Annotated in this window: 10 protein-coding genes; 5 read left to right on the forward strand and 5 right to left on the reverse strand. The window is 40.2% G+C overall.

What is annotated here, in order from left to right; all coding sequences use genetic code 11:
- Nucleotides 1–53: 53 nt before the first annotated feature.
- From HDC90_RS07780 to HDC90_RS07800, 5 genes are all read right to left on the reverse strand, one after another.
- Nucleotides 54–3,857 (reverse strand): DUF6443 domain-containing protein, encoded by a 3,804-nt coding sequence (locus tag HDC90_RS07780; RefSeq protein ID WP_184465400.1) that lies wholly within the window; start codon nt 3,855–3,857, stop codon nt 54–56.
- Between the two features lie 62 nt (nt 3,858–3,919).
- Nucleotides 3,920–7,948: a DUF5977 domain-containing protein gene (locus HDC90_RS07785; RefSeq protein ID WP_184465401.1), complete on the reverse strand. Its 4,029-nt coding sequence runs from the start codon at nt 7,946–7,948 to the stop codon at nt 3,920–3,922.
- A 380-nt stretch (nt 7,949–8,328) separates the two neighbouring features.
- A complete protein-coding gene (gene aspS, locus HDC90_RS07790; protein WP_184465402.1) occupies nt 8,329–10,074 on the reverse strand; it encodes an aspartate--tRNA ligase in 1,746 nt (581 codons plus the stop codon).
- A gap of 91 nt (nt 10,075–10,165) precedes the next feature.
- Nucleotides 10,166–10,579 (reverse strand): DUF6882 domain-containing protein, encoded by a 414-nt coding sequence (locus HDC90_RS07795; protein WP_370576584.1) that lies wholly within the window; start codon nt 10,577–10,579, stop codon nt 10,166–10,168.
- 179 nt (nt 10,580–10,758) lie between these two features.
- Nucleotides 10,759–11,163, reverse strand: coding sequence for a hypothetical protein (locus tag HDC90_RS07800; protein WP_184465404.1), 405 nt, complete (start codon nt 11,161–11,163; stop codon nt 10,759–10,761).
- 1,586 nt (nt 11,164–12,749) lie between these two features.
- Between HDC90_RS07800 and HDC90_RS07805 the strand changes: the two genes are divergently transcribed.
- The 5 genes from HDC90_RS07805 to HDC90_RS07825 all read left to right on the forward strand — a co-directional run bounded on the left by HDC90_RS07805 (nt 12,750) and on the right by HDC90_RS07825 (nt 17,389).
- Complete coding sequence (locus tag HDC90_RS07805; RefSeq protein WP_370576582.1) at nt 12,750–13,259, forward strand: RNA polymerase sigma factor; 510 nt, start codon at nt 12,750–12,752, stop codon at nt 13,257–13,259.
- Nucleotides 13,252–13,779, forward strand: a complete 528-nt coding sequence (locus HDC90_RS07810) for a hypothetical protein (protein ID WP_255497546.1) — start codon at nt 13,252–13,254, stop codon at nt 13,777–13,779. The genes HDC90_RS07805 and HDC90_RS07810 overlap by 8 nt, the downstream gene beginning before the upstream one ends.
- Before the next feature lie 149 nt (nt 13,780–13,928).
- On the forward strand, nt 13,929–15,215 hold the full coding sequence (locus tag HDC90_RS07815) for a hypothetical protein (protein WP_255497549.1): 1,287 nt from the start codon (nt 13,929–13,931) through the stop codon (nt 15,213–15,215).
- A gap of 201 nt (nt 15,216–15,416) precedes the next feature.
- Complete coding sequence (locus HDC90_RS07820) at nt 15,417–16,784, forward strand: S41 family peptidase (RefSeq protein ID WP_184465406.1); 1,368 nt, start codon at nt 15,417–15,419, stop codon at nt 16,782–16,784.
- Nucleotides 16,785–16,846: 62 nt separating this feature from the next.
- Nucleotides 16,847–17,389, forward strand: a complete 543-nt coding sequence (locus HDC90_RS07825) for a TlpA disulfide reductase family protein (RefSeq protein WP_184465407.1) — start codon at nt 16,847–16,849, stop codon at nt 17,387–17,389.
- The last annotated feature ends 91 nt before the right edge of the window (nt 17,390–17,480 follow it).

Below are 17,480 nucleotides of genomic sequence, written 5' to 3' on the forward strand. Positions count from 1 at the left end.
CATAAGGATCTTAAATTTTAAATTCATATTATAAAAAAAAATGTGCTTCTTAATCAATTCAAACCAAATCTACTAATATAACTATTTGTAAATTCTCCATTTTTTGGTGCCATAAGAATTGGTTCACCTATTAGATAGGTGTATCCAATTGATCCTGAAGCAGAGTATCTAAATCCATAACTTGCACTGAGTCCTGGGCCTAGAGTATGGTAGGTAGATGACTGACTATATGAAAGAGAACCATAATAAGCACCACCTGAAAGTGCATATACCGGTCCAGCGATATCAGAAAATGTTGTATTCTTTCCCTTTTTACTAAATACCCATGAGAGACTTGACCCCACTCCGAGAGCTACCGTGTTTGTGTAGTAAACAGTATAGTAATATTGAGCATAGTTTTTACTTGAGGTGACATAGCCAAATTCTATTGTTCCCCCCCATCCCATAGAAGCTGTACCTGTGATATTAAATGCCGTTTGAACTTTCCCGTATTTTGCCAATTCAGCAGCATGTGGATCCCCTACCTTATTAGCATTTTCATCCCCCGCCATCCTCTGTGGACGGGATTGTGAAGCATAGATCCGGGATAAATTTGACCAGTCAATATCCCCTCTTTCAAAAGATGGTATATACATTCCCGACCCACGGTCATATTTGTCGCGTCCAAACATGTCCTGACCGGAGCCAAACATCCCCTCATCCATGTCATCGTCGGAATCACCACCCTTTGAGTCTTTGTCGGCCATACCACTTGGGTCTATGTACCTTACCGGATTATTCTTTCCGTAAGTATATGGCGACCATTGCAAAGAGATTTCCCCAAGCGCATCCACGCCTGTCCACCGGCCGATTACAGGATCATAATGCCTTGCCGCGTAATCGTACCATTCTGTTTCTTCCTGTAGTTCTTTTCCATTATAAAGATACTCATTTTTTGGACTGTTCACAGCCGAGCGGCTTGCAATGGCAGAACCAAAAGCATAATAATCATTTCGCTGCAGCATGGTCGGGGTTAGCTGATTGGTGGCATCAGCAGGATCCCAGGTAAAGGTAACCCGCGTATTGCCCTGGTGGTCCTTAATGTCGTATTCGTATTTATATACAGCGCCTGATCTCCGGGCACGGCCTTCTTCAGTCTGTATAAAGCTGATGGTGGGTGTGCTGCCTGTATATTCGTATTGTATCCCATTGATGTATTCGTTTATGGCGGTAATCCCGTTGCCAGTGGAGAGCTTCCTGAGTTTATTCCCATCCGCATCATAAACATAGGATACTGTATTTCCATTTGATTTGCTTACCGTTTGTGGAAGATCCAGCAGGTTATAAGCAATATTGGTCAATCCCTTATTCAGGTCTTTGATCTCATTGCCGTTTCCATCATAGGCATATTCGCCCGCCTGTTTAACAGCATCAGTGAAGCCGCTTGCCTCTGTTGTTGCATCATCAATACGGTCATGCTGTTGACCCGTGTAACTATAGCTTAGGTCATCAATAAGTACTGGTGAGGCCCCGTTTTTTTCATAGCGCTTTAAGCTGAGGATGTTTCCCATCCTATCGTAGCTCACGCTCTCGTTATAAAAGCCATCATTGGTGCTTGCACTTGAGGATACCGTAGACGTAAGCCGGTTCAATTTATCATGATCATAATTGAATAACAGGGCATCATAAGCTATACCAGAGTAGGGAGCTGTTTTGAAATTTGCCGAACCAATATTGCCATTGTACTGCGCATTGGTTGCATTTTCGTATTTCAGTTCCATCCCGAAAAGATCATTGCCATCGGCATTGGTTACGTCGCCGTCGTTGTTGAGTGCCGGATTGTTGATATGTGTTATCCAGCCCCTGGCATTGTATCGGTAATCTACATTTTGCAGAAAAGAGGATCCGTTTAGCGAATGTAATCCTTTTTTGATGGGCTGTCCAATCTCGTTGTAATCGATCTTACTGATCATAATGGGCGCTTGCGCCGCATCTGTTCCATTGGTCAGTGTATCCTGTGTACTCAATTTACGGCCCATATGGTCGTACGTATACACGTCGCTGGCGGTGAGTTTCAGGCTGGCCGAGCTGCCGCCGTTAGCAACGTAATGCCTTTTACGCACCCAGGTCGGCTGTTTCAGGAAATTATATTCAACCGTAATATCATCATAGTTAAATGTACTCAGACTAGAACTACCCCCGAGGTAATGTTGTGCAAATGTGCGTAGAACAGTTCCTTCATCATCATAATAATTTACCGTCCATAGATAATCTGAAGTATTGAGCACCAGGGTTTTGGTAGCCGTAACTAAACCGATGGTTTGTCTGGTGTATAAATTATTGTTCTGGAGGTCGTATACAGGAGGCAGTCCGGGGATGCCCGAATAACTATCATAATAGGTGACTTTAAGTACGCTGGACATTACTGTTGGCCAGGCGGTATTACTGTAACCATCGGCTGTTGCTGCGGGGGTTTCCCATAGGGCACCTGTCGCATCGGCGGCGTTTTTGATATCATTAAGGTAATTATTACCAGGAGTAGTACCATACTCATAAATACCAGTCATCACTGCTCTTCCCAGGGCGTCGTATTTGGTAACTGTCCATTGCTGCGGGCTTTTCATCCGTTGCACCGAGTCTTGCATCGCTACCAATTGGTCGAGCTTATTGTAAACCATATATTGCCAGCCTTTTCCCGGTACTTTCTTCTGGGTCTGTCTGCCCCGTGCATCATAACGATATTGATAGGCCATTGCGTTAATCGATGCCGCTGATATCGGAGAGGGGTCGTCAGCATTCACCCCGGGAGGCAGTACATAAGCCAGTTGATTGCGCTCATCATATACATAATAAGTGCTTAGCATTTCAGCTGTAGATCCTTTAATGTTATAGCTCCGGGTGAGTACGATATTTCCTTCCTTGTCCTTATATTCTTCCGTGGTGCCAAAACAGCCATCACCAGGTTTCCAGTTTTCATTTTTTAGGATGCTTACGGTAAGCAATCCAGGCGCATATGTCGCTGTATTGCCTGTTCTCAGCAGGCTATAACTGCCATCGGGGTTCACAATAGCCTGGTAATAGGCGGCTTGCCTGCTTCCCGGGTTATTACCGGTATTGGACGTGTTGAAGGTGCTGGTTTGCTCATTGCTGGTAAATGAAGCCCTCAGGGTATGATCGTTATCGGGAGAAGCTGTGGATTGCCAGGCTAGCCCGTAACTGCCTTGCTCTACAACCCTGCTGAGCGGTGAATTTTCATATACGGTTTGTGCGTAGGGGTATGTGGTTTGTATGACGCCGCCAACCCGGTTTCCTTCTGTTGTGCTTCCTGATGAACTGTTGTAAAAAGAAGCTTGGTCTGCCAGTGCTGCTACTTTGTAGCTACCATCACTATTGGTAGCTTCGGCAGTATAGGGAAGATATTTCATTGTCTGCCTGCCAAACTGGTCATAAACGATCGGTTGTACAATATCCCTGCCAGAAGGGCTTCCTTTTATCTGAATGGTTTGTGCCAGCCTACCCAATCCGTCAAGGTATTGTACAGTTTGCATCAGATCGCAAGCTGTACGGTTGTTCAGTAACAGCGGATCATTGATGGCTACTCTTGGTATGCTTTTGAGGATGTAATTCTGGCCGGTGGAAGGGGTACCGTTCAGTGGAAAACAGCTGCTGATATACAGTCGCAGACTGCGACCCTCAGCCGAGGTAAAGCTGAAGCCCGGTTTTAGCGTAATGCTTGTGGGACTGTAATATTCGCCGGGTTCCGCTGGGCTTTCCATCGGAGAGGTTACTAAAATCTGGGCTTTTGATGTGGTATGATAAAATAGGAACAGCGCTAAAAAAACGCCCTGAATGATTCTGTTTAGTTGGAGGTTAATCATGACTGATCTGAGGTCTTTGAGGTTAACAGATAGAGGGATTACGGTTTTACTAGTTATAGCAGTTAATCTAGTGGAGGCGCAGTAGAACAAGTATCGCTGGTCATCATAAAGTTTAGGTTTTCGTTTCCGAAGCTTCCTACGGTAATCGTTCCCCACGAAGAAGGGTTGCAGCTCTGAAAATTGTTATTGCGATACAACCGGATACTTCCGATAGGCCCTGTTGTAGTTACTGTGATGTTGTATTGCCCGGGAGGAATGCTGAAGCTGCCCGAAGCCCCTTTAGCTATGGCTGCAGTTGAATAACTAGTGGGGGTGCCTGTTTTGGTAAACTTCACTTGAATCGTACTGGTTGTATTCTGATTATTGGCCACACTAACGGTAATGGTAGGCAGATAGCAGCTTCCCAAAGCATTAACCGCTGCCCCCTGGGTACTGATATAACTGGCCGCTTGTGCATCGGCATCGGCCTGAGAAATCTCTGAGCTATATTTTCCGGCCGCTACTGAAACCAAAAAAGGAGCAGCGACCTGCGGAGAAACACAGTCTGATTTATAAAAAGTGCCCTGCTGAGCTATGTTATAATACACGCACTGGCCCAATAGGTTTGCATTAGCCTGTCCGTTGGCCGAAACTTCATTCTGGGCCTGGTTATCTGCATCTGATTGAGATATTGCAGACACATAGCTCCCAGCACCAACTGCGTAAGGAACTATTGTTCCCGTTCCGTTAGCGCAACTATTTTTCTGGAAGCTAGCTGTTTTAACTATATTATAGTAAAAGATCTCGGGATTAGTCGTTACTGGCGCAAAGTTATAACCATACTGTTCCAGGATGTTTTTCTTATCATCACGAATGGTTTTAAGTCTTAACATTGCATCATATTCATAGCTTTTAGATCGGCTTGCTGCATCTGTCTCCGCAGATAGCTGTCCACGGGAGGAAACATAAGAGGTGGTCACCATTTTTGCAGTTTCAGGGTAGATTCTCAGTTCGTCTATCAGCTGATAACCACCGATTGATGAGGGAAGTGTACCATAGGACGTCGCGCTATAAGTCCAGCTACCGCCTGAATTTTTATACCAGAAGCTCAGTAGATATTTTCTGCCACCACTTAAACCGGGCATAACAGGCAATGTATAAGTGCTTCCATTCAGCAATTTGCTCTTGAATCCTGTTTTACTGTCATTGGATATGTTCGAGACATCTTCTTCGAAACTGTTGAAATAAATTTCGGAAGCGGCGGCATTGATAACTTTAGCTACTGGTAACTGGTTGTTATATCCCCAGATGACCGAACTTGAGGTACCGTTAGTCACATCACTTTGTATGAGGTTGGCGTAAGTCTGGTTGTACGTGTAGTTTGCAATGTTTTTGTAGTGCTGGTCCATGCTGAAAGAACCCTTTCCTGTATTGTAGGGCAATGAGCCCTGTGTACTGCCAGAGAATTTGAAATTGGCAAGCTCTAAAGCTGTAAGGCTCTCCAGTTGGAAATCAGCAACTTTAAGTAACGGATTGGTTAAATCGTATGTCTGGATCTTACCGGAAATGATCCGGGTGCCACCAGTAGTAGGGTCAGTTACATACCGGACATTCTCAATTGGTTCTTCCACAATATTATTTGCCAGCATCTGATCAATAAAACCTGTTCCTGACAGGTAATCCTGCGGATATAAAGTTAGGTCAGTGGTCTTTTTGCCATCCGTTTTGGTTACCTCTGTGCGGGTAAGCAGCTTGTTCAACGGATTATCGTAATAATAATTAACCGTCTTTACCACAGGCGCCGTGCCGTCAAACAAACTGTCAACAGCGGTTATAGGCACATAGGGATAGGTGTAAAATTTATAGGAGCCGCCTTCGTATACGTATGGGCCGCTAAGAGAAGCATTCGCAACGCCGTAATTGCAGACCTGGTATTTTTTTGAATCACTTTGCCTTATATAAGTCTTGTTATTCCGCAAAGGCTGGTAAGTGATGGTGGTTGATTTTAACTTGGTACCATTACTGTTGAATAAGGCCGAATACTTCAGCTTACCTCTTTCCAGAGCAAGCGATGAAAAGTTATTGGTTAGGCTTTTTTGGTAAAAAAGTGTGCCCAGCACATTTTCATCAAGATGTCCGTCATCATAGTTGGTATATTTGCTTAACATATAGCTGTTATCTGCATAAACTTCAGCAACTTCCGAGTAGCCAATCGGACTTCCTTCTGCGTTTTCGCTCATTGGAATAACAGAATTTTGTGATTTTAATGAAGATTTGAATATTTCACCGCTTGGTAAGGCATCAGTAAAAGTCCGGTAGTGTTCCGGTTCATTTTTTATTATACCGCTGGACAGTTTAACCAATTGGTTTGGTGAAGTAAAGTTTTTAAGGTAATAATACTTAACACCTTTTACCTTTTTAGATAAAGGATCGTAGTCGAATATCGACTTAACCCGAAGGCCGCCTCCTATTCTGTTTTTGCTTTGCAAAGATTTATTGGCATCATTAACTGTTGAAGAATAGCTATTAGATTCAAAAAAGAAGAGTTTGTACCCACCGGTTGGGTAAACGATCCGCCTTAAAGTAGCGGTTGTACAATAAGCAGGATCTACAAGACGCGGTGAGCCAATGTCATCAGAAACAGACGAAGGACTTGTACGGTAACCCCAGTCATCTACATATTTGGACAGGTAATTGCCTAGTGGATAAGTATCCTCATAATAAAAACGGTAAGGTGGAAGTGTATCTGCAATACTTGCGGAGGGGTTACTTTCCTTTAAAGAAAGTAAAGTAAGCCGTTTGTCGTTGTCGTTGGTATAATTGAAGCTGAATTGTTTGATCACCTGATTATTGTATTTATCCTTCAGTGTGAACTTATCGAGTTTTTTCCATTGCAGGTTATTCAAAATGCCAGGGTAGGCTGTTAGGCCATTTTGTCTCAGGTAAGGCATAAACTTGTAAAGTGTAGTATCTATGCTTGCCTGTCTTTCTGAATCAGTTTGAAATGTTTGTTGTTGGGATGCGGCACTATTTGACCTCACTTTATCATAAACTGCATAAGTAGAACCATAAATAGCATTGGAATACCGGAGTTCCGTTGTTGTGGAGCGGTCAAATTGTAAAGACTCATCGGTAGTTTCTATAGATTTCAGGTAGACCGGTGCGATAAGATTACCGCTAAGTGAGGCAGATGTTCGGTCTGTTATAGCCGCTGATGTACATACCTGGTTATTGGGAAGCTCGATATTAGAATAGTTCTGGAATTTACTCCAATACAATACATTTGTATATTGGTCTCTTTCATAGGTCAGATTGATGTTGTGTTTTCCATCTGCAGAGATCACCTGTGTTAAATACCAGGAAGTTGCTGTCCATTGAGTTGAATTCTGGCTGAAAAAATCCAGGCTATAATCTATAGCATCGTTAGTGCCGCCGAATATATATTTGGTGCCATCTCCTGTAATCAGTGTAAACTTACCAAAGTTCCGGTGATAATTGCTGATTCCATTCGTGTTAGGTGGTGCTGAAGTTACAAATGGTGAGATAAAATCAGCACTATTGAAAATTACTTTTACATCACGATCACACCTTACTTGCCAGTTTTTTTGATGGTCTAATAAGAATGTTCCTGAGATTCCCCCTGCGCTAAAAGAGAACTCATCAGGTGAAGCATCCATATTGTTATCTGCTGTTGCCTTGAGTTTATCTGGTGTGTACCAATCTGCATCGGCTTTGGAAGCGTAGTTATCGTAAAAGCCGCCTAGGTCTGATTCAAGTTCATCTTCCAGACCTCTAACGATTCGAGTGATACATCCACCTGCCCGCAAGGACCAGCCGAGACCTACCCAGCCCGGATGATTATCTACTTTAACTCCGCCTGCATGATAGCTTAATTCTACAGGTAATTTTAAGCTACCATCAGATATTGTATACAATGGAATAGATATAGATGGTATACCGGTATATTTTGAAACTGGTACTTCCATATACATACCCAGGTTTGACGCATTAGCACTTGGCATGCTGATTGGAAATTGAGGCTGCAGCTGGGCAAAAGTTTTTTGTGTAACCAAAATGGTTACAGCAATGGTGAGGGCGTTAAGTAATCGCATTAGCGTAGAGGTTTAATGTTAGACGATATTTACAATAACAAAATTGTTATAAATATAAACTTTTCTATCAGTTTATATATACTTTAATAAGAAATATTATACAAGGATTAACGATTACCTAAACAGCGCTAAAATCATGGTCTACAACGATATAACTTTGTTCGGGCAATCCAGGTTTATTGTTACATCTTAATGAATTAAAAGCAGTAAACTTTTTGTGATCCAGATGTTTTTGTCAGCGTTTTTTGCTACCATTAATACTCGTTTTAAACCTAATCCCGTTACCATCATCAAGATATGTAAGCCTTAAATAAAAATCCTCCGGTGAATATGGCCGATTCACCGGAGGATAAAGGTATTTACTTCGATTAAATTAGGTTTTATAAATCTGTCTTAATCTTCAATTCTTTCAATTGCTTCTCATCAATAGTGCTTGGACTATCGATCATTACATCCCTGCCCGAATTATTTTTAGGGAAAGCAATCACATCACGGATAGAATCTAAACCTGCGAAAATTGAGGTTAAACGATCGAACCCAAAGGCAATACCACCATGTGGAGGTGCACCAAACTCGAAAGCATCCATCAAAAAGCCAAATTGTTTCTGTGCTTCTTCTGCACTGAAACCTAAATGTTTAAACATTAAAGCCTGCAATGCCCTATCGTGGATACGGATCGATCCGCCGCCAACCTCGGTGCCGTTGATTACTAAATCGTAAGCATTCGCACGTACTTCGCCGGGTTTAGTATCCAATAAAGCAATGTCTTCTGGTTTTGGCGAAGTGAATGGGTGGTGCATCGCATGGTAGCGTTCAGTTTCTTCATCCCACTCTAAAAGTGGGAAATCCAATACCCAAAGGGCCGAAAATGTATTTTTATCACGTAGCCCCAAACGGTTACCCATTTCTAAACGAAGCTCGTTTAACTGTTTACGTACTTTATCGGTAGAACCGGCTAAAATCAATAATAAATCACCTTTTTCTGTTCCGAAAGCCTCGCTCCATTGTTTAAGATCTTCTTCGTTGAAGAATTTATCTACTGAAGATTTAATGGTGTCATCATCGTTATGACGGGCATAAATTAAACCTGTAGCGCCAATCTGTGGACGTTTGATAAAATCCGTTAGCTCATCTAATTGCTTCCGTGTATAGCCTGCGGCGCCTTTTGCATTGATACCCACTACCAATTCTGCTTGATCGAAAACCGGAAAGCCTTTACCTTTTACCAAGTGGTTAAGTTCTACAAACTGCATCGCAAAACGGGTGTCAGGTTTATCAGAACCGTATAAACGCATCGCATCTGCATATTGCATACGTGGTACTTCTGGTAAGTCGTAATTGCGTACTTCTTTAAATAAAGTACGGATGAGACCTTCAAAAGTATTTAAAATATCTTCCTGCTCAATGAACGACATTTCGCAATCAATCTGGGTAAATTCAGGCTGACGGTCGGCTCTTAAATCTTCATCCCTAAAACATTTTACAATCTGGAAATAGCGGTCGAAACCCGAAACCATCAATAATTGTTTAAAGGTTTGCGGCGACTGCGGTAAGGCGTAAAACTCGCCTTCGTTCATGCGGCTAGGCACCACGAAATCTCTTGCTCCTTCTGGTGTAGATTTAATTAAAACAGGTGTTTCTACTTCGATAAAATCTAAAGCATCTAAATAACGGCGAACCGATTGTGCCATTTTATGGCGTAAAACCAGGTTGTTGCGAACCGGGTTACGGCGTAAATCTAAATAGCGGTATTTCATGCGCAGCTCATCACCACCATCTGTTTCATCATCGATCATAAACGGAGGTAATTTTGCAGCATTTAAAATTTCTAAAGCAGAAACTTTAATCTCCACATCCCCGGTAGACATTTTTGGGTTTTTATTGCTTCTTTCTACAACGGTACCAATCGCTTTAATTACAAACTCACGGCCTAAAGTACGTGCAGTTTCGCAAAGCGCTTTATTATCGTCCATGTTAAAAACCAACTGAGTAATACCATAACGGTCGCGGATGTCGATAAAAGTCATACCGCCTAAATCTCTTGATTTTTGTACCCAACCACATAGCGTAACACTTTCGCCTAAGTTATTTAGGTTTAATGCACCACAAGTTACTGTTCTTAACATATATATAATCTAAATTGAGCGGCAAAAATACCGATTTTGTTTTAAACTTTAGAGTAGAAGATTTTATGTTTTTTCTATTAAACGGAAACACTTATAATTGTGATTTCTTTTTGGATAAAGAATCTACAAGGGTGATCTTTTTGAAAAGCATAAATGAAAACAGTTTATTGTCGTTGCTAGGAATGCGATAAACACCTTTAGCCTTTAAAATATATGCTGAAATTGCGGCCATATCCCAACCATCCATTATACCAGCAGGCCATTTGGCAGTTAAAAGATTTTCAAAACCTCTTTTAATACCATAAGTTCTAACCCTTGTTATTTCTTTTTTTACATTTTCTTCTATTGAGGAATTGCCCCAAGCCCACAACCATGTGTTTGATTTTAGTGATACTGATCCAACTTCTTCATAGTCAATAATAACTTTCTGTACCCCTTTATCGCTAAATACGAGTTTACCCGTTAATTGATCGTAATCCCATCGTTCATATTGGCCAATTTTTATTTATTCTGGCAGTAGGTTTATTGTTTTTTAAGGTACTCACATGAAATTTTTGAGAGCTGTTCAAATGAAACCGTGTCTAACAGATTGATTTTTTCTGAGGTAGATCTATTATTGCAACTTGTTAGGAAGACTACAAGTAAACAGTATAGCTTTAATATTCTTATCTTCCAAAGAGACCTTTAATACTTCTCTTCCAAGGTAATTTCTACAGCAGTAACCTTCCACTCTCCGTTAATATTTTTCCAATGATAAATTTCTTCGGTTTGGATGGTTTGTTTTTTCGAAAAAATAAGTAGTTTGGGTTTTAGGATAACCGATTTCCGGGCTATTTTTTCGGTAAAAATCTCATCTTCAAAGGAGTACTTGATGCGGTAATAACTGGTATGGACTTCTTTAAGGTTACCGAAGTGTTTTTTTAAGTCGAGCACATAATCGCGTTTACTGAGCGTGGGCCCCTCTGCTGGCGTATAACTTAAGCCATCAACAAACATCTCGGTGTAGGCTGTTACATCTTTACTTTCTAAAGCCTGATCTGCTTTTTTGTGTATTTCATTTATTGCTGAAAGAATTAAATCGGTTTCCATGGCATGAAGTTAATGGTTTGTATCAGGGTTTTCAAATTAATGATGATCCGTCAGCTGATTTTCCACAAATGGCAAAAGTACAGAAGCGGTCGTTTCCAATCAATACGTAAAATGTTTTTTTAGGAAATGAAAGTGCAACGTTTCATAGGAGCTTTAGTCCCGCCATTAGCTTTATCCCGATGAAACCTGTGAAACAAGCAAGCACACAATAAAAGACAAAACAAGATAGTGCTTAAATCGGGATGCCCGCTGTTGTCGGGTTTATTAACTAAGGTCTGTTTTCGATGTCCGTTTACATTGGCGGATGAAAAATTTGAGTTCCCTACACTGGCCTGGGTAAAATAAACCCGTCGGGAAGGGCTTCCGATCCTTTACCGATAAATCGGCACTAAATTAGCATCGGAACTCGTACCAAAAAGCGGGGCTGAAATTGCCAAAAGCACAGAACCGTTCATTTCCTATTACCTATTAATAAATCGGTCTATTTTTTGGAAATGAAAGTGCAGTATTTCATGGGTTCTGCAGCCCCGCCATTCGCTTTACTTCGTTTCACTGCGTGTTCGCTGCTGTCGGGTTTAGTTAACAAAGGTTTGTTTACAATGCCCCGTTTACATTGGCGGATGAAAGATTTGAGTTCCTTGCACTATCTTGGGTTAAATAAACCCGATTGTCGGGAAGAGCTTCCGACCTTTCATCGGAACTCGTACCAAAAGCGGGGCTGAAATTGCCAAAAGCACAGAACCGCTCATTTCCTATTACCTATAATTATTTTTATTTTTTTGGAAATGAAAGCTCAGCATTTCATAGGTGCTATCGTCCCGCCATTAGCTTTATCCCGATGAAACCTGTGAAACAAGCAAGCACACAATAAAAGACAAAACAAGATAGTGCTTAAATCGGGATGCCCGCTGTTGTCGGGTTTATTAACTAAGGTCTGTTTTCGATGCCCGTTTACATTGGCGGATGAAAGATTTGAGTTCCCTACACTGGCCTGGGTAAAATAAACCCGTCGGGAAGGGCTTCCGATCCTTTACCGATAAATAGGCACTAAATTAGCATCGGAACTCGTACCAAAAAGCGGGGCTGAAATTGCCAAAAGCACAGAACCGTTCATTTCCTATTACCTATTAATAAATCGGTCTATTTTTTGGAAATGAAAGTGCAGTATTTCATGGGTTCTGCAGCCCCGCCATTCGCTTTACTTCGCTTTACTTCGTTTCACTGCGTGTTCGCTGCTGTCGGGTTTAGTTAACAAAGGTTTGTTTACAATAGTCTATCTTTATTATTGGCGGATGAAAGATTTGGGTTCCTTGCACCTGCCTGGCTAAAAATGCCAGAGACACTAAACCGGTCATTTCCTATTCATTGTAAAACACTTCTTTAGGGAATGAAGAGATTGTTTTATGCTACGTTTCTGTGTGTAAAAAGCTATACTCAGTCCTCACCTTAATATTGTGTTAATATATTTTAAACTTTTTTTCTACCTTGATGCAACGTTTTAAAATCCCTTATGTCTTATAATCAGAATATTCGAAATTTTGGAAGCCGTATACATCGATAAAAACCTAGAGCTAGTAAAAAAATGCATGCAGGGCAGCCGCGCAGCACAGTTTGAATTGTACAAATTGTATGCAAAGGCTATGTATAATGTGGCGCTGCGCATTTTAAATTACGAAGAAGAGGCAGAAGATGTTTTACAGGAAGCTTTTCTGGATGCGTTTACCAGAATTGTAGATTTTAGGCAGGAAACCACTTTCGGGCTTTGGTTAAAGCAAATTGTGATCAACAAATCCATCAATTATTTGCGTAAACGTAAGATGGAGTTTGTAAGTACCGATGAAATATCGGAAGTGCCTGATGAGGATAGTTTTGATGACAGTGAAGTACGGTTGCAAGCTGATGAAATTAGGGCTGCCATTACTGAATTGCCAGATGGCTATAGAGTAGTGTTGAGTTTATACCTGTTAGAGGGTTACGACCATGAAGAGATTGCACATATTTTAAAAATTAGTGAAAATACCAGTCGCACGCAATATATGAGGGCGAAAAAGAAATTAAAAAGTATTTTAGAACAGAAAGGGATGAGAGATGAATAATAGATTAGAAACCTTTGTTAAGCAAAACCGTAAAGATTTCGATGTAATGGAACCATCGGCAGGGCTTTGGGCAAAGATTGAACAGGAATTAGACAACAAGAAGAAAAAAAAGCCTGTAAAGCTTTATTTATGGGTGAGTGCAGCGGCGGCTATCGTAGTAGTTTTCGGTTTAGTTTGGTTATACGCAGGAAGGTTACAAAACAAAGATTTAGAAATAGCCGACGTTAGTGCCTCGTATGCAAAGAAAGAGGTTCATTTTGCTGGTTTAATTACCGAAAAAAGAGATAGTTTGGCCATTTTCGCTTCTGCAAATCCAGAATTGTATAAAAAATTTACTGCTGATCTGAAAAAGCTTGACGAAGATTACGAAAGATTAAAAGCAGAGCTACCAACCTCGCCAAACCAAACTTTTGTGGTAAAGGCTATGGTAAAAAACCGTGAAATACAATTGCAATTATTAAAACAACAATTATTGATTATTAATCAGGTTGACGATTACAAAAGAGTTAACCAGATTTAGAAAAGCTTAAAGACTAAAGCTTGAACGCAATACAAAAAATTGAAATTACGCGCTTTCGGGAAAAGAATTTGAGGGGAAACGCTCACTACATTGAATCGCTTATGCCAGCCGGCAGGTTTTAAGCTGTTTAATGCTTAACAATTAACAACATGAAAACAATAAAAATACTCTTAGCCTTTATGGCTTTAATTGCCGTAAAAACTAATGCACAAGAAGGGGTGGTGAATAGTCCATCAGAGAAAATAGTAATAGAAAATGTAGAGAAATCGTCAACACTGGCGATGGTTAACACTTTAAAGTATAAGCAGGCAGGCAGTGATGCCGAACGTTCGAAATCTTTTAGCAAGAGTTTTAATGTAGATAATAACGATAAGGTTAATTTAAACAACCAATATGGATCTATCGTAATCAAAACCTGGGATAAAAAAGAAGTACGTGTTGATATAGATATTAAGGCTTATAGCAACTCAGACAGCGATGTACAGAAACTGATTGATGGGGTGAATATCGATGCCACTAAAAATGGTGATGTGGTTTCTATCAAGACTAATATGGGCGACAGAAGCGGACGTTATGGACGTGGAATGAAAAACGGCGTAACTACCTGGAGGAGAGAAGTAAAAGTGAGCTATACCGTGTTTATGCCAGCAGTAAATCCCTTAACTGTTTTACAGCAATATGGTAATGTAGAAATAGGTAATTTCGCAGGGCCAACCTCGTTAAAAGTAGAATATGGTAACCTTGTAGCTGGTAACTTAAGTAATACCAATAACTACATTAATGTTCAGTACGGTAAATGCGATATTCAGGACTTAAATGCTGCTGTGGTAAAGCACGAATATAACGGACCTGTAACCATTGGTGCTGTTGGTACCTTAGAGCTTAATGCAGAATATGTTGCTGTAAACATTAATACGATCAGAAAATCTGCTGATATTAAAGTACAGTATGGTAAAGGATTAACCATTGGGACCATTGGTGGTAACTTACTTTTAAATTCAGAATACGCTAAAGTAAACATCAATACGGTTAAAGGCAATACGGTTGCTAAACAGGCTTATGGCGATTTAAATATTGCGTCGGCAGGTAAAATTGCCGTTAATGCAGAATATTCGAATGTTACTTTAGGCGCACTAAATGGCGATGCTAATATCAAAATGGATTACAACCGTTTAAATGTAAGCGAAATTACCCCGGCTTGTAAAAACTTCACATTCGGAGGCGAATATGTAAGCATTGGATTGGGCTTTGCAGATCGTTATAATGCCAATTTTAATGTTTCTACTTCGTACGCCGGCTTTAAATATGGTTCGAACGTAACATCAAGCCTGGTAAGTAAAGACGATGAAACTAAAAAATATGCTGGCAAAATAGGTAATGGTGGTGCAGCAACTGTATCCATTAAAACCGAATACGGTTCAGTTACCTTTAAATAAGATTTTCTAAACCAAACAAATCTTGAAGTCCTGCCATGTGGGTAGGACTTTTTTGTTTTATATTGTCCGATATCGGATATATGATGCCCGATTATGAACACCATCTTTTTTTAAACGCTATAATTTTTAATGCCAAAGCGATTTCTCTCAATGGTATAAAAATTGAGGCCTAAAGTCAGATAAAAAAAACAAACAAATGATATGAAGAAGATTCTTTTATTAATGCTCTTGCCTATGGCGATTTTTGCTCAGTCTAATAAATTAACCAAAGCAGATAAAATTTATGGTTTGTCCAAATTTTGGCAGGAAGTAAATTACAATTTTGTTTATTTAAACAAAGTTGACCGTGTTAAATGGGACAGCACTTATAAAGCGCTGATTACCTCCATTCCGGAAACCAAAACAGATTACGATTACTACCGTGAAATGCAGCGGTTCTGTGCAATGCTAAAAGATGGGCATACAAATATTTACATGCCAAGTGGTAAAGATTTTGAACCAATGAATACAATGTTTGGCAATTATCGCTTCTTTATCGAAAATGTAGAAAACAAAGCGATTATCACGCGGGTTAATCTCAGCAAAAAGGATGAAATCCCTGTTGGAAGCGAGGTTATAGAGGTGAATGGAAAACCAACCACCAAATATATAGCTGAGGATGTTTCTCCATACATATCTTCATCAACCGATTATGTTTTACAAGACTGGAGCATAAGTAAATTGCTACAGGGACTTGAAGGAAGTGAATTCGAAATCAAAATCAGAAAACCAAAGGGACAGATTTTGACCTTAAAACTCACCCATCAGCGTACAGAAGAAAAGGAGGTTTTTCCTGCGTTCCCCGCAGAATTATCCCTGCTGGATTTTAAATGGTACCCTAATAAGGTAGCTTATGTTGCACTGAATTCGTTTGAAGATCAAAAAATAGATTCTCTTTTTATCGCTAAACTGCCAGAATTATATCAGGCAAAATCAATAATAATTGATTTAAGAAATAACGGAGGAGGAAACACAGGCATTGGAAGTTACATCTTAAAATACCTAACCAATGATAGCCTACTTTATGGCTCCCGCTATTCTACCCGACAATTAACCTCGGCTTTTAAGGCTTGGGGGAAATATACCTCGGCAAAAGATACAGCAAATAGCGAATGGGACAAAAAGGCACTCCTAACCTATGAGGATAACTATTTTTACAATTTAGATTACCGTCCGTTGAAAAATCAACTTTCGGAAAAGCGCATCGTAGTTCCTACAGTTTTATTAATTGGTCACAATACAGCCTCGGCAGCTGAAGACTTTTTGATTTACGCGGATAACCAAAAGCATATGACCAAAATTGGTAGAAATTCTTTTGGAAGTACAGGACAACCATACTTGTTTGATCTGCCTGGTGGTGGAAGTGCAAGGGTTTGTACCAAAAAGGATACCTATCCAGATGGGCGTGAATTTGTGGGCAATGGTGTAAAACCTGATATCGAAATAATTCCAACGGTGAAAGATTTTATGGTAAATAAGGATGTAACCTTGAATGCTGCAATTGATTACCTGAGTAAAAAGATAAAATAAGTAAATTTATCAAACTCTGAAGTCCTGCCGAATTAGTAGGACTTTTTTTATATTTAGCGCTAATGAAAACTTACCTTATTCTGTTGTTCTCTGTTTTTTCTTTTACAGCATTTGCGCAAGATGCCCCGGTTAAATGGGCTACACAGGAAACTTTTTTCGAAGACTTATCAGGAAAAGATCTTCCCGGGTTTAAGGGACTAACCATTAATAAAAAGCCATTTTCCAGTACTGATTTAAGAAACCAGATAGTAGTGATTAATTTTTGGTTCGAAAAATGCCCGCCTTGTATTGCCGAAATGCCCGAATTAAATAATTTGGTGACTAAATATGGCAAAAAGGCTGTAAGGTTTATCGGTATAACCCACGATAGCCCAGTTAGTGCCAAGCGTTTTCAAAAACGGAACGGATATAAATACGAAATTATATCTTTGAGCAAAGACGAGATAAGAAAACTAAATATTAATCACGGTTTTCCATCGAATATATTGGTTGGGAAAAATGGAAAGATTGTTTATGCCACAGCCAATATTTCCTTTTCTGACCCACAGTTCAAAGCTAAGTCGATGCTTTTTGAAGAGAAGTTAATGGCAGTTTTGGAAAATTAACTAATGGTGGCATCTATCATTTCTAACTTAGCATATTAAATACTTACCTTAGTTTAAGATGGGATTTTTTTGTCTCACCTCGATCTTATTG

The organism is Pedobacter sp. AK013 (assembly GCF_014205835.1).
In the GTDB taxonomy this organism is placed as follows: Bacteria; Bacteroidota; Bacteroidia; order Sphingobacteriales; family Sphingobacteriaceae; genus Pedobacter.